This window comes from Betaproteobacteria bacterium (assembly GCA_009377585.1).
Classification (GTDB): Bacteria; Pseudomonadota; Gammaproteobacteria; order Burkholderiales; family WYBJ01; genus WYBJ01.
In genome coordinates this window covers 1-18969 of the sequence record WHTS01000113.1, presented here as the reverse complement: position 1 = coordinate 18969, position 18969 = coordinate 1, and the positions used below count along the sequence as shown (strand labels likewise).

Sequence of the window (18969 nt, the reverse complement as noted above, 5' to 3'; positions counted from 1 at the left end):
GGCATCGGCCCGCACTCGCCGGCTTGTCAGCGTCTTGCGCCATGTCTCCGGGTAATTGAGTAGCTGCTCCATCGAGGTGACGCTCTGGGCGTAGATGGTCGGCGAATGCGCCGCGATGATCTTCGACCCGGCACGCGGGCGGCGAACGATGAGTTGCTCCTCGGTGAGCGTGCGCAGCGCCTCGCGCACGGTATGCCGACTGGCATCGAACATCTGACACAGCCAGTGCTCGGTCGGCAGGCGCGAGCCGACTTTGTAGCGGCCGCGAGCGATGGCATCACGCAGAACATCGGCGATGGCCTGGTAGCGCGGCGCGGGCTTCTTCGCGGCGGACTGCTGCTTCATTCGTGTTGACAGTAATATGTTCGGACAAATAGGATGGAAGATGGCCAATGGTAGCAGGAGGAGCCAGTGGATTTTGGACTGTCGGAAGAGCAGAAGCATTGGCGCGCGGTCGCGCGCGACTTCGTCGAGAAATCGATCAAGCCCGATGCACAGCGCCGCGATCGCCTGCCGGCCGCGGCCGAGCGCATTCCCTGGGACTGGATACGGGAAGCGAACCGACTTGGCCTGCGCACGCTCGGCGTGCCCAAGCGCTACGGCGGGTCCGGCACCGACATCTTCACCCTATGCATCGTGGGTGAAGAGCTCGCGGTCGGTGATCTCGGTTTTGCAGTCATCATGGATCAGTGCTGGAAGATGGCGCACATCCTCTCCGACGCAATGACGCCGGAACAGCAGGAGCGCTTCATCCCCGCCTTCGTCGAGGATCCGGAAGCGACCTTCGCGATCGGCTTCACCGAGGAAGGTGCGGGCTCGGACCATCAGGGCTACTACGACTCGACGGACATCGACTTCCGCACGACCGCAGTGCGCGACGACGGCCACTACGTGATCAATGGCGCCAAGCGCTACGTCTCCAACGGCTGCATGGCGAAGCTCTACTTCATCGTCGCCCGCACCGACTCCAAGAAGACGCTGCGCGATGGTGGCAGTGTGTTCATCGTGCCCGCCGATACGCCCGGCTTCCGCCCCGGCTTCTTCCACGAGAAGAGCAGTCAGCGGCTGGCGACGAACGGGACATTTCATTTCGAGAACTGTCGGGTGCCGGTCGCCAACCTGCTCGGCGGCGAGGGCCTCATGTCGCGGCTGCGCTCGGAATATATGTGGGGCAGCAAGGCCGAGGCGGCCGCAACGGCGCTTGGTGTCGGGCGCGCGGCCTACGAGTACGCCCTCGAATATTCAAAACGGCGCGTGCAGGGCGGCAAGCCTATCTGCGAGCTCCAGGCGGTGGCGATGATGCTGGCGCAGATGGCGATGAAGCTAGACGCAGCGCGCACGCAGATCTGGCGCACTGCATGGCTCGCCGACCGCCGCCAGCCCGAGGCCCGCACGCTGGGGCTCCTCGCCAAGGTCAACGCCTCGGAGACGGCATTCGAGGCGTGCAGGCTGGCAAGCGAGATCCTGGGCGGGGCGGCGATCATGCACGACCACCCGGTCGAGAAGTACCTGCGCGATGCGACGAGCTTCCTCCATTCCGACGGCACCAACCAGCTCTGCCTGCTGCGGGCCGCCCAGGGGCTGACCGCGCCCGGCGCATCGCTGTACGGATTCTGAGATTCACGGAGCGAACGCGTGAAGAAAAAAGAACTGGGCGTGGCGGTGATCGGCTCGGGGCGCATCGGCAGCCTGAGAGCGCGCCTCGCCGCGCGCCACCCCGCCGTGCACTTCCTGGCGGTTTCGGACATCAATGAGGCCAACGCGAAGGCGCTGGCCGAACGGGCCGGCGCCGACGTCTGGTCCACCAACAACCTGGAGATGATTTCCCGGCCGGAAGTGAACTCGGTCATCGTATCTACGCCCGAGCACGAGCACGTCGAGCCCGTGTGCCAGGCGCTTCAGCTGGGGAAGCCGGTGCTGATGGAGAAACCGCTCGGCCTGACGCTCGCCGATGCCGACCAAATCCTCGCCAAGGTGCAGGAGACCGGTGGCGACCTGCGCATCGGCTACATCCGCCGCTTCAAGCGCTGCTTCGCGCGCGCCAAGCAGCAGGTGCTCGACGGCCACCTCGGAAAGATTGCCGGGGGCATGGCGCGGGTCTACAACACGCGCGCGCAGGCTTTCGAAATCCTCAAACGCAACCCCGAGGCGACCCCTGTCGTGGACGTCCTCACCTACTTCGTCGATCTCATGCTGTGGTTCAACGAAGGCAATCCGCCGGTGGAAGCCGTCGGCCGGGCGCAGCACGGCCTCTTCAAGAAGGCCGGCTACGACGTGCACGACGTGACCTGGGCCATCGTCACCCTCGCCGACGGCGCCGTCATCAACCTCGGCATCAGCTACGCGCTGCCGGCGCAGTACCCGACGCTGGGACAGTCGGACCGCGTGGAGTTGCTCGGCTCGGAGGGCACGATGATCATCGACGACGATCATCGCGAGCACATTCTGTACTCGGAAAAAGGCATGGGACACGCCTACGTGCCCGGCCACAAGATCCATTTCGCGTTCACCGGCAGCAATCCCTCCGGCGACTGGGCGCTCGACGAGTACTGGGGCCCGCTCGGCAACGAGACCCGCCTATGGCTCGACCACCTCGTCACCGGCAGGCCCATTTCGCACGCCACGCCCAGGGAAGCACGCCTGGTGCTGGAGACCACCATTGCCATCCAGCGCTCGGTGATGTCCGGCGGCGAGCGCGTGCGATTGCCGCTCGAAACCTGATGCAACTACGAGTCGCCCGATTAGCAAAAGGGAAACGATGAAAGCGATGGTGCTGGAAAAGTTCGGCGCGCCGTTGAAGCTGATGGACCGGCCGATGCCCAAGATCGACCCGAACGACGCCCTGATTACTCACCAGTCGCTTGCTTAGTCGACAGATTCCCTAGAATTGCTTCCTGTAGCCATAGCTGAATGTGTCGCCCCACTTACTGACTCCTGAGTAAGGTGCGCGCCTGTGGCATCGGGCTGACGGTCGTCAGCATGGTCGCCACGCCCGGGCGCGTCACGCCCTATCCGCGCATTCCGGGACACGAGATCGCCGGCGAGATCGTCGCGGTCGGCTCCGAGGTGAAATCGTTCAAGACCGGGCAGCGCGTGACCAATCATTTCTACCTGAGGAGAAAGGTGAAGTCAGGCTTCAAGTTATCCATCGCCGCATTGATGGGCGCATGCACCCTGCCTTGCATGGCGCAAAGCTATCCCGCCAAGCCGGTACGCGTGCTCATCGTGTTCCCGCCCGGAGGCTCCAACGACGTGACCGCGCGCATCGCATTCAGCAAGATGGCGGCGATCACTGGCCAGCAGTTCGTACTCGAGAACCGCGGCGGCGCGGCCGGCACCATCGGCGCAGAAGTGGTCGCCAAGAGCCCACCCGACGGCTACACGGTGATGGTGCAGTCCACGACGCATATCGCCAACGCGCATCTGTACAAGAAGCTGCCGTACGACACGCTGAAGGATTTCATCGGAGTGACCACGCTGGCGCGGCAAGTCGGCGTGCTGCTGGTGCATCCGTCGTTGCCGGTGCGCACCGGCAAGGAACTGAGCGCCCTGGCGAAGAAACGGCCGAACGACCTGACCTACGCCTCCTCCGGCAACGGCAGCTACGCGCACATGGCGATGGCGCTCTTCATGTCGATGGCGAATATCAAGATGTTGCACATCCAGTACAAGGGTGGCGGCCCGGCCAATATCGCGCTCGTCGCGGGCGAGACACCCACCCTCCTCACCTCGCTCGGCTCGGTCGTCAATTACATCAAGCAGGGCCGGGCGCGGGCGCTGGCTGAGTCGGCCCGGCCGGGAGTAGGATCACGTGTGCTGACTGAGGCATTGCTCAAGCAGTGTCTGGTACTAGCGTTACGGCGCTGGATCGAGCTTGAGGCCTCGCCATTACCCTTATTACCCTGGTTGGCCGGTGTGGCTGACACGCGGCTAAGTCGCGCATTGCACGCTGTTTTCGAGCAGCCTGCCGCTGCATTTACAGTGGAAGGTCTCGCGATGATCGCAGCCATGAGCCGTTCAGCGTTTGCCGCCGCATTCCGGCGCGCCTTTGGTCAATCGCCGATGAGTTTGGTCAAGCTAGTGCGGCTGCGTCGCGCGAGTGAGCTATTGGTTACCACGGCACTTCCGGTGGCCGATGTCGCTAAACGGGTCGGGTTCTCCAGCAGGAGCAATTTTTCTCTCGCGTTCAGTCAACTTCACGGAATGGACCCAAGTCGCTTTCGCCGTACGTTCACAGTGACTGCAAAAGGATAGCGGAGATCAAGCAATCAGCAACGTGGGTCCCGTTGTTGTTCGGTACGCTACAACGAGCCGGCACTCCGCCGAACGGTTAGTTCGCAAGGCGCTATCGGCGAGTTGGTCCGCGACGGGCGTACGCACGTCGGCTTTGGACGTCAATATATTTTCGCGGCTCGTCCCCGTTTTGGAACGACCATTTATCTTTTCGGCGATTGGAAAGACTATTGGTCACTGTCGCTCCGGACCTTCAGTCTCGAACATTAGTGACTAAAACCGCTGTCCTCCGCAGATATTCGGTCACGCCGCCAGCTGAAGTCCGTATTCATAATGAAGACCACCGAGAACTGCTCTTGAAATTACTCGAGCGCCAGGCGGTAGTTGGTGACGACAGCGTCGGAGTGTGGTACGCAGTTATTGCATCGTGCAAAGGTCGCCGACTTCCCAAGATCAGATTACGCGCTCGCCGGCATCGTTGCGAGTGAGTATTCGTGGTGCAAACCTCCTAGCACCGGCTTCGCGAGCACAAGCGCACCCGCCGCCAGACGATGTCGGGATTCGGCCTTCGGAGTCACCGCCGTATCCCGCGGTGGATCTGGCACACCGGGCCCCAGCGCGCTATGCGCACGCCCTCGATTGTAGTGGGTAACCCATTCCTTCAGAATCGACCGAAGAGTGCCGGCGACCTTTGGCCTTAGGGCGGGCACATCGGGGGGTGGACAATGGCGGACCGCGCTGATCATCCCCGGGGGTTGCAGAACGCCGTCCGTCTCGTCTCCGTCAATTTCCTGATCGCGATCGCCCTGGGATGGACGGCGAGGCGGCGTGCGCGGCTGGGGATGCTACTGGCTGGCATCCTGCTCGTCCCCGGTTTGGCAACGCTTTGGATGGCGTGGGAGAAGTTCACCCTGCCGGTGCCTCCAGAACCGTTCGCGCTCTCGCTGACGGGCCTCGGCGCCCTGGCGGTCAACCTGAGTTGCGCCTTCATGCTGGCGAGCTACCGCCGGCATAGCAGCAGCCTCACGAAAGCGGCTTTCCTCTCGGCCCGGAACGATGCGATCGCAAACGTAGCCATCATCGGCGCGGGCTTGCTTACCGCCGCCACACTTTCCGGATGGCCGGACTTGGTCGTCGGCCTCGGCATTGCGGTGATGAATGCGGATGCGACCAGAGTGGTCTGGCGCACCGCCCGACAGGAACACCGCGCCGCGGCGACATGACGCTATAGCGTACGCATGAGGAAGAGACCGGTGAACAGTGCCGCCACCGAGACGCCCGCTGACGCCAGTACGTAGACCGCCGTCATGGCAATCTCACCGCGCTCATACAGAAATGTGACATCGAGAGAAAAGGCTGAGAACGTGGTGAAGCCGCCAAGAATGCCGGTGGTCAGGAAGAGCCGCCAGGCTTGCCCGGGATCTGCTTTGGTCGGTGACAACGTCGACGTTGCGATCGAAACCCAATGGGGCGACGAACTTGGCGCGGTCATTCGTGTCGGCGCCACTTGTCAGCTGTCGGGCGAGCCCCAGCCGATCGCCGGCCATGCCCGTGATCGCTACGTCTATTCGTCCGTTGCTGGCATCTTCCGCACTAGCCTTAACATCGGCGATACCGTAACCGAAGGGCAGGAAGTTGCGCGCATCGGTGACGCGCCCATCTATGCGCCGCTCACGGGCTGCCTGCGCGGACTGAGCCACGACGGCGCCACGGTCAACAAGGGGACCAAGATCGTCGAGGTTGATCCGCAGGGCGATGCCCGGGCCGTGCACGCCCTCGGGGACCGGCCCAAACGCATTGCGCAGGGTGTGCTCGAAGCGGTTACTCAGACGCCTGTGATCACGCCGCTCTCCCGGGACGGCACGGCCGCCTTCGGCGGTGGTGCGGTCATTGGGGCGCTCGGGGGATTGATCGGTCTTGGCGGCGCTGAATTTCGCTTGCCGCTTCTCATCGGGTGATTTCACTTCGCGGCGCTCGAGGCGGTAATCCTCAACAAGGCCATGAGTTTGATCGTGGTCGCCTCTGCCTTGCTGTTCCGGGCCCAAGCGATCCCCCTTGGCGAGGTTGCCGGACATTGGCCCATTATCCTCAACCTGCTGGCGGGCAGCATGATTTGGGCGTGGTGCGCCGCCGATTGGGCCACCCGGATGCGTGCAAGTCTGCTCTATCGGATCATGGCGGTGCTGTTGGTCCTGATGGCGGGCGCCTTGCTCTTCGGGCACGGCGCATCGGTCCAGGGAGGACCGGCGCTAAGCGGCCTAGGCTTGATGGTCGCCGGTGTTGCAGCCGGCTTTGGCATCGGCGTAGTCGCGTCCTTTCTGGGGGTGGCTGGGGCGAGCTTCTCATCCCGACCTTGATCTTGCTGTTTAGCGTGGATATCAAGACCGCAGGCAGCCTCTCGCTCGCGGTGAGCCTGCCGACGATGCTTGTCGGATTCGTCCGTTACAGCCGCAATGGTAGCTTCCGGGTACTGCGTAGGAACCGCCGCTTCGTGTTGATCATGGCGGCTGGATCGCTGGCCGGCACCTTCGTGGGCGGCTATTTGCTCGGCATCGTGCCGGCCGGCGTGCTGCTCCCCAGCTTGGCACTCATTCTCATGGTTTCCGCGCTGAAGGTCTGGCGGCATAGCGCATAAACTTTTGTCGAACGCCGTCACCCAGCTCCAGCTATCCACGCGGAACGTACCTGACATTTCAGAGCCGGCGCGCTAAAAGGTTTGGGGGCCCCTTGACTTGGCCCTATAACCACCATGCTAGGGTGGCATAGAGAGCAAGGAGGTAAATGATGAGAACTGAACCCAACCCGATCGCCTGTGCGCTCACGGGCCAGCAACTCGAAGATCGTCTTGCATCGATTCAGGAGCTCGCGCGCGACGCGTTAAGCCATGCCGAACGGCACGATCTGGTTCTGCAGCTTTCCTATAGGGCCGATGCCGCCGCGCGTGTGCGCGCGATGGTGCGTAAGGAGGAGGAATGTTGCAGCTTCCTGACCTTTGAGGTGCGGGAACACGCCGGCGCGGTCCAAGTGACCATTACGGCACCAGAGGAAGCCCGCGCGGCGGCGAGTTTTCTGTTCGAGCAATTCATTGCCCGCGACCCGGCGCCCGGGACAGGGGCGTGCTGTGGACCGCAAGGCCGGTGCAGCCCATGAAAGTGATCGCGGTTTACGTTCTGGCCGCGCTCGCCGAAATTGCCGGCTGTTTTGCGTTCTGGGCGTGGCTCAGGCTGGACCAGTCGGTTTATTGGCTGATCCCCGGCATGGTGGCGCTGGCCGCGTTCGCTTACCTGCTGACGCTGATCGATAGCGCCGCCGCGGGGAGAGCCTATGCGGCCTACGGCGGCGTTTATATCGTGGCGACGCTGTTCTGGTTATGGGCCGTGGAACGCGTGCGTCCGGATCAATGGGACGCGATCGGCGCCGGCGTTGCCTTGCTGGGTGCCGGCATCATCATCTTCGGCCCGCGCGGCTAATTCGCTTTCGCCGCACCGCCTGTCGACGAAGGGGCGCAGCACGCAGACGGCTGAAATCCGCGCGTTCGAACCTCACAGCGCGCCGCCGCGTTGTTCGATTTGCAGGTGCCGAGAAACTCCTGCAGAAAGGCCTTGCGCCGCTCCAGCTGAGCGATGAGGGCCTCAATATCGGTGACCTTCGCTGCGATCGTCTTGGCAACGGCGCCGCAGGTGCTTACTTCATCGCGTCCGATGGCAAGCAAGTCCTTTATCTCTGCCAGTGAGAGTCCGGCCGCTTTAGCCTGCTTGATGAATTGCAGATCGAGCAGCACCGCGGGTGTGTAGAGCCGATAGCCGGCGGCCGTGCGCTGCGCAGACTCCAGCAGACCCCTTTCCTCGTAGAAGCGCAGCGCATTCCGCCCCAGCCCGGACCGCTTCATGATGGCGGAGGTCGTGAGTGTCGCCCTTGGCGTAGCAAGTTCCTTCATGGATGTCCTTCAAAACCGTGTCGTTACGGTGACGAGCCATTCGGGCATGGCGTTTACAAGCGCTGCCTGGATGGTTCGATCCCAGCCGACTATAACCAATATACCGAAGACGAGGAGCACGCCACCCAGCACGGGTGTGCCCCACCGGCCGATCTCCGCGAGCGAAGCCCGGCGCGCCGTCAGCGCCTTGCGGGAACCGTAGGCAAGCAGCAATAAAGGCAGCGTGGCGCCAAGGCTGAAAAGCGCCATGATGACCCCGGCTGCTGGCAATGTCGTGCTATTCGCAGCCAGCGACAGCGCTCCGCCGAGCGTCGGGCCGGCGCAGGGTACCCACATCGCACCCAGCAACGCGCCCACCGTAAACTGGCCGCGTAGGCCGTCCGGCGCAAAACCGGCCAAGGCCTCATTGAGTCGGGCAGAGATTGGCGAGGCCACAAAGGCAAAGCGCGCGCGTAGCGCCGCGCTCAGCAAGACGATGCCGAATAGCAGCAGTAAGCCCGCTGATACGAGGCGAATCGTATCCTCGGAAATGTCAAATGCCCGAATGGCGCCGGAGAGCAGCAGCCCGACCGACGTGAAGGTGAGGGTCAAGCCCGCGACCAAAGCCAGGGGCCCGTAGCGGTGAGTATTCAACGCCCCGACGAGCACGATGGGCAGAATCGGCAAGATGCACGGCGACACCGTGGACAGCATGCCGGCCATCAACGCGAGAAACGCGCTACCCATGCGCGTTAGATCGCCTTGCCGAGCATCGCTTTGATTTTGGCCTCGGCCGTTTCACCGACCAGACGCGCGACCTCGGTGTTGCCTTTGTAGAGCACCAGCGTGCTTTGCTTCCTGACTCCGAATTTTTTTACGAGATCCTTCTGGCGATCGTAATCGACGCGGAAGCGCACCAGGTTTGCATAGGCCGGTTCCCCCGTCAGCTTCGTTAACACCTGGTTCTGCGCTTTGCATTCACCACACCAATCCGCATGGACCTCAATAATCACCGGCTTACCTGCCTCAGCCGCGGCTTTAAACGCAGCGGCCTCAAACGGTGCCGGCGCGGCAGCGAGCGCGCAACCGGCTGTGGACAACAGAGCGCAGGCCAGAAGACACAAGAGCAATTTCATGGGAGCCGCCTTTCAATGAATAACCGACACGCATCCTAAGCCCGGTGGATAACCACCAGGTCAAGGGATGAGCGTCGATGTGCAACGCCGGGGCTGCCACTCGCGGCGCCGCAGCGAACTCTGCCGTCTGAAGCTGAGATACCGGGCAGGAGCGCGGCAGCGTCGCTCATCGTCTAGTACCTCGATGCCGCAGGCTTCGCGTGCAGGAAGACCGCGCCCTCCCCCAGCTCCACAACAGCCGCGCGGAGGGGCTGGGCGAAAGCGATCACACGGATTGGTGTACAAGATCTTGCGCGCGCATTCATCAGCGCTCTTGGGACCGTCATCGGCTCCCCCACCTTTCTTCTCACGTTTGCGGTGGGCGCGACCGCTGTCTTAGTTCCTCTTCGCAGCGACACGCCGCGGCGTCTTTACGTCGGCCTGGCGATCGCGTCTGATCTCTGGCCATAAACCAAGCTGCAGACTGCTACAACCTCAGGCGTCCGCGCTTGTTCAGATAGGTGCTGGCCAGGCCTACGAGAAACCCGATACCGACATTCCAGATGCAGAAAGCGGCGGTAATCAGCGTAATGAACCGCTCGCCCCTGTCCTTGCTGAAGTCGCAGGACCCGAGCGCGAGCTGTGCGCCGGTGAGAAACAAGATGACGCCCAGGACGGCGGCTGGAAAGATGCCGAGCAGGGTCTGAACCGAGCTACTGAGAAATAGGGCCACTACTAGCAAGAGGATGCCGAGGATGACGGTCGCGCCGCCCGTGCGCGCGCCGAAGGTGACATGCCCCGCCATGCCGCCCGCGCCATGGCACATTGGAACGCCACCGACCGACGCGCCGAAAATGTTCAGAATCCCGGTCGACGTGGAAAGTTTGTTCTCGTCGACGGGGCGATCGGCGAACAGGTGGTTGTTTTCGTCGGCGGTGGCAATGATCGCATTGCCCAGGGTAAGGGGCAGCTGTGGCAGCGTCAAAAACACCGCGCCAAGCAGAAAATCCCGCCACGTCAAATCACTCAGGGCAAACGTCGGCGCCCGGAACTCGACCGTGATCTCGGCGACATCGCCCCACAAGGAAGGCTCGGTGATCAAGCCGCACGCTGCGCCAAAGATCAGGAGCAAGAACATCGCGGGGATGACGCGGTTGGTGAGCAGCAGCACCGTGCCGCTCAGCCCGATTGCTGCCACGAGCCATCCGCTCGCCATCATCTTGATACCTTCGATCATGAAAGCCATGCCGAGGCCCAGCACAATGCCGGTCACAACGACGCGCGGCACGAGAGTGGCCAGGCGGCGCGCCGTCCCGGTCAACCCGAGTAGCAGCCAGATGCCGCCGGTCGCGAGGCCCGCACCGACTACGGCGGCGGGCGTAATGACGGCCGTCTGAGCCGCCTGCGTTGCCGCGACCGCACCGATTGCCTTCATCGGCTGCACAGGCATCGGCGTCCGATAGTAGAGCCCGCAGACGACCAAGGCGACGCCGAACGCGAACAAAATGCCGAACGGATCCATGCCCACCATGCCGATATAGGCAACCACGAAGGGAATCAGGGTGCCGAGATCGCCGAACGCGCCAGCCCATTCCATTCGGTCGAAGCGATTTAGCGCGATCGACCGAGTTGCAAGGGATACCAAGGGCTTTTCGAGCATGACCGCATTAGACTGCGGCGCGGGCGTTGGTGCAACGCGCTTGGCGAAGTTCACTGCTGAATGGCCTACGCGGCACTAAACCACCTAATCCTGCCATTGCCCCGCCTTCACATTGGTAACCCCAGACACCGTCCGTGGACAAGGCGTACTTGTGCTTCAGAGCCGGATGCCGACTGCAAGGGTTGCACCCATCAGAGTTACCGCCAATCCAAGGTAAGTTCAGTGTTGGCTTCCGCTCGCAGCTTCAAAACTGGGTTTGGAACCCATGCGCGCCACATCGGAAGCGATGGACGCAGCTCGAACGGGAAGTCGCCAAATTCAGCAAGGTCATCAAAAGCTACTGCTTCGCTGCTGCAGTAAGCGACTCGGTGGGCGCGGGATGTCCCGAGGATGAAAGGTCTCCGCCACCGAGCTCTTATTACAAGCACCGCGCCGATTGCTCGTAGCGAGCGGCGACACCGGCGAGCGAAATGAAAGTCGCAGCAATATCTCTTGACTAATCGCATTATCTCTATAACACTAGAAATATGGAAACTAAAGATGCTGTCCGCGCGCTTTCCGCGCTGGCCCAGGAAACCCGGTTGTCGATTTTTAGGCTGCTGGTCGAGGCGGGTCCCCAGGGTGTTGCTGTCGGCCGTATCGGGGAGAGACTGGCGGTGCCGGGCGCCACGTTGTCCTTTCATCTCAAAGAGCTGGCCAATGCCGGCCTCACGTCCACACGTCAGGAGGGGCGTTTCATCTATTACAGCGTTGACTATGAGCACATGGCGGCGCTGATGAGCTTTCTCACGCAGAACTGCTGCCGTGGCATGCCTGAAGAGTGTGTGACCGTCATGGAGACGGCCCTTGGCAGTTGCTGCCCTCCTCAACCGAAACGCAAATCCGCAAGGAGCAAAGCATGAAGCGCTTCCATATTCACGTCGCTGTCGATGATCTCGCCGCCAATATCCGCTTTTACTCGACCGCTTTCGGCATGCCGCCGACCGTCGAAAAGCCCGATTACGCCAAGTGGATGATGGAAGATCCGCGCATCAATTTCGCCATCTCCACCCGCGGCCGACAGGCGGGCGTTGATCATCTCGGAATGCAGGTCGACACCGAGGATGAGCTCGTAGCGCTGCGCGATCAGGTTGCCAAGGCAGAAATCGCCGCGCTCGATCAACCCGAAGCCGAATGCTGTTATGCCCGCTCGGACAAGTACTGGACCACGGACCCGCAAGGCATCGCCTGGGAGACTTTCCGTACCTTGGGCGATGTGCCGGTCTACGGCGAGACGACGCGCAAAGCTGCCGCGAATAATGAAGGGGCCTGCTGTACGCCAACCAAAGCCACGATTGCCGTGCAAGCCGTGCGATCCAAAGCCTGCTGCTGATGAGCGCCCCTGATAGAACCTTCAACGTTCTGTTTCTCTGCACCGGCAATTCGGCACGAAGCATCATGGCCGAGGCCTACCTGAATGAAATAGGACGCCGCCGCTTTCGCGCCTACAGCGCGGGCAGCCATCCGAGCGGCAGGGTGAACCCGTTCGCACTCGAGATGCTGCGGAACAATCGCATCAACGTAACGGGTGCGCGCAGCAAGGGGTGGGAGGAATTCGCCAAGCCGGGCGCGCCGCATATGGACATCATCATCACGGTCTGCGACCAAGCGGCCGGAGAAACCTGTCCGGTCTGGCCCGGTCGTCCGTTGACGGCCCATTGGGGTGTTGAAGATCCAGCCGCCGTAGAAGGCTCGGACGAGCAGAAGCACGCTGCCTTTATGAAAGCGTTCGCTATCCTGCAGAAGCGCATTGCCCTGCTGGCGAGCCTACGTCTTGAGTCTCTCGACAGACTCGCGACGGAGCAACACCTCAAGCTGATCGGTAAAGAGCAGTGATCGGCCGGGTCGTCGCTGAAGCCATTGGCACGGCCCTGCTGCTGGCCGTTGTCGTCGGCTCTGGGATCATGGGCGCGAAGCTGGCGGGCGGGAATGATGCGGTCGCCCTGCTGGCGAACACGATAGCGACCGGCGCCGGCCTGTTTACGCTTATTGTGATATTCGGCCCGATATCCGGCGCGCATTTCAATCCGGCTGTCACTATCTCGGCGGTCATTCAGCGGTCACTTGCAGTTAAAGAGGCAGCAGCTTTCATCGTGGCGCAGTTTGCCGGCGCGTGCGCCGGCGTTTTCGCCGCGCACGCCATGTTCAGCTTGCCCCTGTTGCAGACGAGCGTGCGCGCACGCGGAACCTTCGGGGAATTCCTTGGAGAAGTGATCGCAACATTCGGCTTGGTGCTGACCATTCGCCTCATGGCGCGCGAGGTGCCGGCGCATATCGCGGCAGCAGTCGCGCTGTGGATTACAGCGGCTTACTGGTTCACGTCCTCGACCAGCTTTGCCAATCCAGCTGTCACCCTTGCCCGCTCGCTGACGGACACCTTCGCCGGCATCGCGCCCAATAATGTCGCCGCGTTCATGGCGTCGCAGCTGGCCGGTATGGGCCTTGCCCTGGTCGCTGCGAGGTGGCTGGCGCCGCGAGCCAATATCTAGTACGCGATCCTGCGTATGCTGAGAAAGGGTTAAGCAGGCGCAAACGCCAGCCTTGACACCGTACATTGGTACGGGTCGTAAGCTTGCCTCCATTGAGCTTCGGGGGCTGTCCATGAACACCCAGGTCGCAGTTCTGGCTCAAGCAGGCGGGCCACCTGGGCAGTCTCGACGCCTGGATCGCCGGCGCCCTTGCCGTCACGGTGGTGTTCTTTCTCCCGCGCCCCATCCTCATCATGGCCTGGCACGCGTTACGGCGTGGGATCATCAATCAGCACGTATTGCTGGAAGCTGCCGCATTCGCAGGTCTCGCAGGCGGCGTTTATGGCCTTACCGCCGGCGGGCCGCAGTTTCCCACCGCACCGTTCTTCTGTGTCGCGGTGATGGTCTGCAATTACCACATTTTCTCCGAGTGGCTTTCCCTCATCGTTAAAACGCGTAGCTCGCAGGCAGTGCGCCGGCTGCTCGAGCTGCAGCCTGATACCGCGCGCGTCGTGCGCAATGGGGCGGAGTCCCAGGTCAGGACGGAGGAGCTCGTGGTCGGCGATCTGGTCTGGCGGGCGCGTCGGGCATAATCCGATACAGCGACCATTTCGACGTCCCCGGGCGCGACTTCCTCACCATCGCCTGCAAGCTCGGGCTCGAGGGTACCTACCGGCGGAACCAGATAGTCGTGGGTAGGATCAGCTTCCGGCAGGCGAGACGAGCGTGCGTCCAACCTGACCATCGCCAAGCCTGCTGGCGATGGCGTCCTCGCCACATGGGGCGGCGCCATGATCCGGCCCGCTCAGTACGAGGCGCCCGGCCAACGCGACAGCCATAAGCCGTTTCTCCACAAGCCTCGTGAAGGCAGGAACCACCGCCACCGCATACTCGACCATTGAAGACGTTCTCGCCCAGCTCGATGAGGTACTCGAACACCGGCGAGAACCCCTGGGTGGAGGTCCGTGCAATGAGCCTGCCGAACCGCACCGCCCAGGGCGGAGGTAACGGTACTACGAGCGAGGAGCACGAGAACAACCTCGCCAAGTTCAAGAACGCCGATGTGATCGGGCATCCGGGCGCGACCCTTTTCAGCCGGTTCGTAAGCCGATTGGGCTACTCCTGCGCAGGCGCGGGAACGGCGTTCATGCCGTACCTTTTGAGCACGCTCGATACCATCGCCTGGCGCTACAACATTCCCGAGTCCCTGTATCCCGAAGCGCTGATTCCGGGAATGCGCGAGATCGGTACTCGCGCCGGTTTGAGTCTCTGGGGAAATGTCTATCCGCGCGGCGGTTTCCTGCATCACGTAGACGACTACAAGGCGGCCGTCGTCGCCCAGCGAGCCGGCGACGTCGTGACACGACGCGGCCAGGCCCACGTTTACCGGCCGCTGCTAGCCAACCCGAGGGCCGGCTACTGGCCGGCGGACGCCTTGATGGAAGGCGATACCTCTACCGGCAAGTGGCAGGAGCTCACGCCCACGCTCAAGAGCACCTGCGCCGTTTCCGGAAAGTAACGAGGCCCTCGAGAGCCCTCGCTATCGTGCCGGCTCGATTCTCGTCACGGTGTACGCTTCTCCGAGCCACTCGGCCTGGAAACGAGCTTTGTCGCCGGGCTTCAACGGGTCGAGCCGAACCGGGCGATAATGAACGATTGTCGCCGTCGAACTCGGATAGTTCATCATGATCTCATTCAGTATGAGATCCAGCGCAAGCCGATCGGCCAGTAAAGGCACAGACCTTTCGAGAGTCATCGCGTCGCTGCTCATCGTGGCGCTGCTTTTTGGCACCCTCCCGGTCGCGTTCGCTGGATCGGGGATGGCGCCCGATTGCGCGACATCGTCGAGTACTTCGTCAGATGGGGACTGTTGCGATGACGACGCCTTGATGGCGGACTGCAACGCAACCTGCGTCATGAATTTTGCAGCAGCGCTAGGCGCGGATGACACGGCTCCCCCGCCGACGGTCGCGTGCCGGCCGGAAGTGCGTTGTAACGCACCGGTATTGTCGCTCACCGGCCCACCTGATACTGCCCCTCCCAAAGTTTTCTCCGCCTGACCATACGAGTCATGCAACTTGTTGCGGCACTTCGCCGCGGCATGCTTTCGCCCATCGGGCGACCGTAAACGCGGAGAACAATGTTGAACGCACTTGCAGTAACGCACGCGCTCGATAGCCGGCGCCGTTTCCTGGCGGGGATGCTAGGACTCGCATCCACGCCACTACTTTCCTTGCACCGCAATTCTGCTGCCGGGGCTCCTTCCGGAACTGTGGAAGCGCAGCTGGTCGCGGGCCCTGCCCGTGTCCAGCTCGTTCCGAGCGACTATCCTGAAACAAGTGTCTGGGCATACAACGGAACGATTCCGGGACCTACGTTACGGCTGCAGCAGGGCGATCGCCTGCGCGTTCATGTCAGGAATGCCCTCGCAGAAAGTACAACGGTTCATTGGCACGGCATCCGTGTGCCGAACGCCATGGATGGCGTGCCGCTCATCACCCAGCCCGCGATCGAGCCCGGCGGCAGCTTTCTCTACGACTTCGTAGTGCCAGATGCCGGCACCTTCTTCTACCATCCTCATCAGAGAAGCTACGAGCAGGTCGGGCGCGGCCTGGCGGGGGCATTGATCGTCGACGAACCCGAGCCGGTGAAGGTGGATCGGGACATGGTCTGGGTCCTCGGCGACTGGCGCCTGGATCCGGACGCCTCCATCCGCAGCGGCTTCGGCAGTTTCATGGATGTAAGCCACAACGGCCGCGTCGGCAACACCGTCACGATCAATGGCCGCGTGCCGAGCGAGCTTCGTGTGCGTGCCGGCGAACGGATTCGCCTGCGCCTGATCAACGGTGCTTCCGCACGCATTTTTTCTCTTCGATTCACGGATCACAGAGCCCAGGTCATCGCGCTCGATGGCCAACCGGTGGAGCCGCACGAGCCGGAAGGCGGCGCGATCGTGCTAGGGCCAGCCATGCGAGCTGATCTGATTCTTGACCTGATCGGAAAACCTCACGCCCGCTACATCGTGCAGGACGACTTCTATCGAGGTCTTGTCTATGAACTTATCAAGTTGATCTACAGCGACGAGCCGCCGTTACGCCGCCGTCCGGACGAGCCCGTGGTGCTGCCCGCAAACCCGCTTTCCGAACCTACCCTCAGGCACGCCGAACGACACGAGGTGGTTTTCACCGGCGGGATGATGGGCGACATGCGCGCCATGGCCCGAGGAATGGCCTGGGCCGTCAACGGCGTGTCCGTCGGCTGCGGTGACGGCTCGTCCGCATTCGATCCGCTCTTCATCATGCGCCGTGGCCGCAGCTATCTGCTGAACCTGGTGAACGATACCGCTTGGCACCATCCGATTCACCTGCATGGGCACTCGTTCCGGGTCCTTACTCGCAATGGCCAGCAGACGCGGCATCGCGAGTGGCTCGATACCGTCATGCTCGCTCCGCGGGAGCGGGCTGAGATTGCTTTCGTCGCGGACAACCCCGGCGACTGGATGTTCCATTGCCATGTACTCGAGCACCAGGCCGGCGGCATGATGGCCTGTATCCGGGTCATTTGAAGGAGACGCAAATGAAACGACGTACGTTCCTCGCAGGTCTTGCTTCCTTGAGCACCGTTAACCTCGCCTACGGCGGCGAAGCCTCCCGCGATGCCACCTTGTACAAGAATCCCCAATGCGGCTGTTGCGAGTATCACGCCGCCTACCTGCGCCGCCATGGCTACCGTGTAACAGAAATCGCCACTCATGATCTGGACCGAATCAGGCGTGACCATGGCGTACCTGAGAAACTGTACGGTTGTCATACGCTCCTCGTGGGCGGATATGTGGTCGAGGGCCACGTATCGGCCGGGATCATCGACCGGTTACTCCGCGAACGGCCGAAGATACGCGGTATTTCCCTGCCGGGAATGCCCCAAGGGTCGCCCGGCATGACGGGCACCAAAACCGAACCGTTCCAGATCTACGAAATCAGCCTGAACGCGTCGCCGTATCGACCGCGAGTTTACGCGGTTGACTAGACAGGAGAGCCACATGACCAAGAGCGCTTTCGCACTCGTTCTATCCGCAACGCTGATCGGGAGCGCTGCCTTTGCCGAGGTCAAGAAAACCCAGCAGGAAACCATCGAAGCAAGGCTCGAGCGCATCGAGCAGGCCATTGCCCGGCTCGATCGAAAGGTTTCTTCAGGCGACGGTGCTTCGATGATGACGGGGGGCTGCCCCATGATGAATGGAATGATGGGCGGCAAGGATAAGCTGAAAGACCGTTCGCCGAATAGCCAATGGCAGGATTCTCCCGCGAGATGATTCTCCCGCGGGGAATCGGTGTCGCCTGCGTGGTTGCGACGCTATCCGCGTGCACTGAGACGTCGTCTCCTGGAGACGATCCGCGTGCCGACCCGCGAAACGCCGCGACCGTGCTGCTCGGAGAGAAACTGTATCAGCAGCACTGCGCCGCGTGCCACGGCGCGAAGCTGGAAGGTCAGCCCAACTGGCGCGAACGCCTGCCGAACGGGAAGCTCCCCGCCCGGCCGCACGATGAATCCGGACATACTTGGCATCACCCGGACGAAGTGCTCTTCGCCATCACCAGGAACGGCGTGGTCTGGCCGCATGCGCCGAAGAAAGCGGTGGCTCGGTTGGATTGGACAGAAAAAGGCGTGTCGTTAAGTGTTGAACTGCGATGCAGGGTTTTCCAAGGCAGGGTATGCGGCGTCTTTCACGCACGCAGCGCACGACGCCGTGGGCGACCCGAATTTCATGCTACGCGGCCTGCTTGAGTTTGTCATGCCCGAAGTACAGCTCATCGGGGGTCCGATAGTCGAGGCTCTGGTGGGGGCGGGATTTATTGTAAAAGTCGAAGTAGCACATGAGCGCCGTCTTCACCTCACGCACCGTCTCGTGGGCGTGCAGGTAGATGTGCTCGTACTTCACGCTCCTCCACAGCCGCTCCACGAACACGTTGTCCACCCAGCGCCCCTTGCCGTCCATACTCACTCGTACCTTCTTCGCCAACAGGGGCGCGGTGAACGCCTCGGCGGTGAACTGGCTGCCCTGATCGGTGTTGAAGATCTCAGGCGCGCCGTAGCGCGCCAGCGCCTCCTGGAGCGCCTCCAGGCAGAACTCGGTCGTCATGACATTGCTCACTCGCCAGGCGAGCACCTTGCGGCTGTAGAGGTCCAGGATCGCCACCAGGTAGGCAAAGCCCTTGGCCATGGGCAGGTAGGTGATGTCGGTGGCCCAGACCTGGTTGGGCCGCTCGATCTGGACATCGCGCAGCAGGTACGGATAGATCGTGTGGCCCGGGGCTGGAATCGAGGTTCGTTTCTTGCGGTAGATCGCCTCGATGCCCATCAGGCGCATGAGGGTGGCGACGTGAAGCCGGCCGACCGCTACGCCCGCGCGCTCGAGCATGCGGGCGAGGTGCGTCGAGGATCGATTGCATCTCCTGCATCGTGAGGTGCTTGACCAGACGGGTATCGGTGCGTTTGAGCGGAATCGCCAAGATGCGTTGAATCTGTTCCATGGCTGAG

The 18969-nt window shown here is 62.3% G+C and carries 23 protein-coding genes and 2 pseudogenes; 17 read left to right on the top strand and 8 right to left on the bottom strand.

The annotated features are described in order from the left end of the window. On the bottom strand, positions 1-444 hold a 444-nt coding region (locus GEV05_25020), incomplete at its 3' end, for a GntR family transcriptional regulator (protein MPZ46590.1). Between GEV05_25020 and GEV05_25015 the strand changes: the two genes are divergently transcribed. The 4 genes from GEV05_25015 (at position 412) to GEV05_25000 (ending at position 5456) form a co-directional block, all read left to right on the top strand. Further along, on the top strand, positions 412-1617 hold the full coding sequence (locus GEV05_25015) for a hypothetical protein (GenBank protein MPZ46589.1): 1206 nt from the start codon (positions 412-414) through the stop codon (positions 1615-1617). The two genes, GEV05_25020 and GEV05_25015, sit on opposite strands and share 33 nt — an antisense overlap. Positions 1618-1635: 18 nt before the next feature. Continuing rightward, a complete protein-coding gene (locus GEV05_25010; GenBank protein MPZ46588.1) occupies positions 1636-2721 on the top strand; it encodes a hypothetical protein in 1086 nt (361 codons plus the stop codon). Positions 2722-2979: 258 nt separating this feature from the next. Further along, the gene (locus GEV05_25005) at positions 2980-4254 is read left to right on the top strand and encodes a helix-turn-helix domain-containing protein (GenBank protein MPZ46587.1); all 1275 of its coding nucleotides are present in this window, start codon (positions 2980-2982) and stop codon (positions 4252-4254) included. A 704-nt stretch (positions 4255-4958) separates the two neighbouring features. Continuing rightward, a complete protein-coding gene (locus GEV05_25000) occupies positions 4959-5456 on the top strand; it encodes a cation transporter (protein ID MPZ46586.1) in 498 nt (165 codons plus the stop codon). Between the two features lie 2 nt (positions 5457-5458). On the opposite strand, the gene GEV05_24995 is transcribed toward GEV05_25000, so the two are convergent. Then, positions 5459-5725, bottom strand: a complete 267-nt coding sequence (locus GEV05_24995) for a hypothetical protein (protein MPZ46585.1) — start codon at positions 5723-5725, stop codon at positions 5459-5461. Here GEV05_24995 and GEV05_24990 point away from each other — a divergent pair. The 3 genes and pseudogenes from GEV05_24990 (at position 5616) to GEV05_24980 (ending at position 7703) form a co-directional block, all read left to right on the top strand. Continuing rightward, positions 5616-6868: pseudogene (locus GEV05_24990) on the top strand (TSUP family transporter). The gene GEV05_24995 and the pseudogene GEV05_24990 sit on opposite strands and share 110 nt — an antisense overlap. 149 nt (positions 6869-7017) lie before the next feature. Continuing rightward, positions 7018-7383, top strand: a complete 366-nt coding sequence (locus GEV05_24985) for a hypothetical protein (protein ID MPZ46584.1) — start codon at positions 7018-7020, stop codon at positions 7381-7383. Then, entirely contained in the window at positions 7380-7703 is a 324-nt protein-coding gene (locus tag GEV05_24980; protein MPZ46583.1) for a YnfA family protein, read from the top strand. The genes GEV05_24985 and GEV05_24980 overlap by 4 nt, the downstream gene beginning before the upstream one ends. On the opposite strand, the gene GEV05_24975 is transcribed toward GEV05_24980, so the two are convergent. The 4 genes from GEV05_24975 to GEV05_24960 form a co-directional block, all read right to left on the bottom strand. After that, complete coding sequence (locus GEV05_24975) at positions 7700-8170, bottom strand: MerR family DNA-binding protein (GenBank protein MPZ46582.1); 471 nt, start codon at positions 8168-8170, stop codon at positions 7700-7702. The two genes, GEV05_24980 and GEV05_24975, sit on opposite strands and share 4 nt — an antisense overlap. 9 nt (positions 8171-8179) lie before the next feature. Beyond that, positions 8180-8896 (bottom strand): cytochrome c biogenesis protein CcdA, encoded by a 717-nt coding sequence (locus tag GEV05_24970; protein ID MPZ46581.1) that lies wholly within the window; start codon positions 8894-8896, stop codon positions 8180-8182. 5 nt (positions 8897-8901) lie between these two features. Further along, entirely contained in the window at positions 8902-9285 is a 384-nt protein-coding gene (locus GEV05_24965; protein ID MPZ46580.1) for a thioredoxin fold domain-containing protein, read from the bottom strand. 466 nt (positions 9286-9751) lie between these two features. Beyond that, on the bottom strand, positions 9752-10924 hold the full coding sequence (locus tag GEV05_24960) for a sulfate transporter (protein MPZ46579.1): 1173 nt from the start codon (positions 10922-10924) through the stop codon (positions 9752-9754). Between the two features lie 527 nt (positions 10925-11451). Here GEV05_24960 and GEV05_24955 point away from each other — a divergent pair. From GEV05_24955 to GEV05_24930, 6 genes and pseudogenes are all read left to right on the top strand, one after another. After that, positions 11452-11826, top strand: coding sequence for a metalloregulator ArsR/SmtB family transcription factor (locus GEV05_24955; protein MPZ46578.1), 375 nt, complete (start codon positions 11452-11454; stop codon positions 11824-11826). Next, positions 11823-12296 (top strand): glyoxalase/bleomycin resistance/dioxygenase family protein, encoded by a 474-nt coding sequence (locus GEV05_24950; GenBank protein MPZ46577.1) that lies wholly within the window; start codon positions 11823-11825, stop codon positions 12294-12296. Before GEV05_24955 ends, GEV05_24950 begins: the two co-directional genes overlap by 4 nt. Further along, positions 12296-12799, top strand: a complete 504-nt coding sequence (locus GEV05_24945) for an arsenate reductase ArsC (GenBank protein ID MPZ46576.1) — start codon at positions 12296-12298, stop codon at positions 12797-12799. The genes GEV05_24950 and GEV05_24945 overlap by 1 nt, the downstream gene beginning before the upstream one ends. After that, complete coding sequence (locus GEV05_24940; GenBank protein ID MPZ46575.1) at positions 12796-13452, top strand: aquaporin family protein; 657 nt, start codon at positions 12796-12798, stop codon at positions 13450-13452. Before GEV05_24945 ends, GEV05_24940 begins: the two co-directional genes overlap by 4 nt. A gap of 233 nt (positions 13453-13685) precedes the next feature. Then, entirely contained in the window at positions 13686-14024 is a 339-nt protein-coding gene (locus GEV05_24935) for a hypothetical protein (GenBank protein ID MPZ46574.1), read from the top strand. Between the two features lie 335 nt (positions 14025-14359). Continuing rightward, a pseudogene (locus GEV05_24930) lies at positions 14360-14950 on the top strand (TIGR03756 family integrating conjugative element protein). Positions 14951-14971: 21 nt separating this feature from the next. On the opposite strand, the gene GEV05_24925 reads toward GEV05_24930, so the two are convergent. Next, complete coding sequence (locus tag GEV05_24925) at positions 14972-15448, bottom strand: hypothetical protein (GenBank protein ID MPZ46573.1); 477 nt, start codon at positions 15446-15448, stop codon at positions 14972-14974. Positions 15449-15571: 123 nt separating this feature from the next. Between GEV05_24925 and GEV05_24920 the strand changes: the two genes are divergently transcribed. The 4 genes from GEV05_24920 to GEV05_24905 are packed head-to-tail and all read left to right on the top strand — an operon-like array spanning position 15572 to position 18216. Next, positions 15572-16996, top strand: coding sequence for a multicopper oxidase domain-containing protein (locus tag GEV05_24920; protein MPZ46572.1), 1425 nt, complete (start codon positions 15572-15574; stop codon positions 16994-16996). Between the two features lie 11 nt (positions 16997-17007). Beyond that, entirely contained in the window at positions 17008-17457 is a 450-nt protein-coding gene (locus GEV05_24915) for a CopG family transcriptional regulator (GenBank protein ID MPZ46571.1), read from the top strand. A gap of 13 nt (positions 17458-17470) precedes the next feature. Next, positions 17471-17743 carry a hypothetical protein gene (locus GEV05_24910; protein ID MPZ46570.1) on the top strand — a complete coding sequence of 91 codons (273 nt, stop codon included), beginning with the start codon at positions 17471-17473 and terminating at the stop codon, positions 17741-17743. Continuing rightward, complete coding sequence (locus tag GEV05_24905) at positions 17719-18216, top strand: c-type cytochrome (protein MPZ46569.1); 498 nt, start codon at positions 17719-17721, stop codon at positions 18214-18216. Before GEV05_24910 ends, GEV05_24905 begins: the two co-directional genes overlap by 25 nt. Here GEV05_24905 and GEV05_24900 read toward each other — a convergent pair. Then, on the bottom strand, positions 18200-18969 hold a 770-nt coding region (locus tag GEV05_24900), incomplete at its 5' end, for an IS3 family transposase (GenBank protein MPZ46568.1). The two genes, GEV05_24905 and GEV05_24900, sit on opposite strands and share 17 nt — an antisense overlap.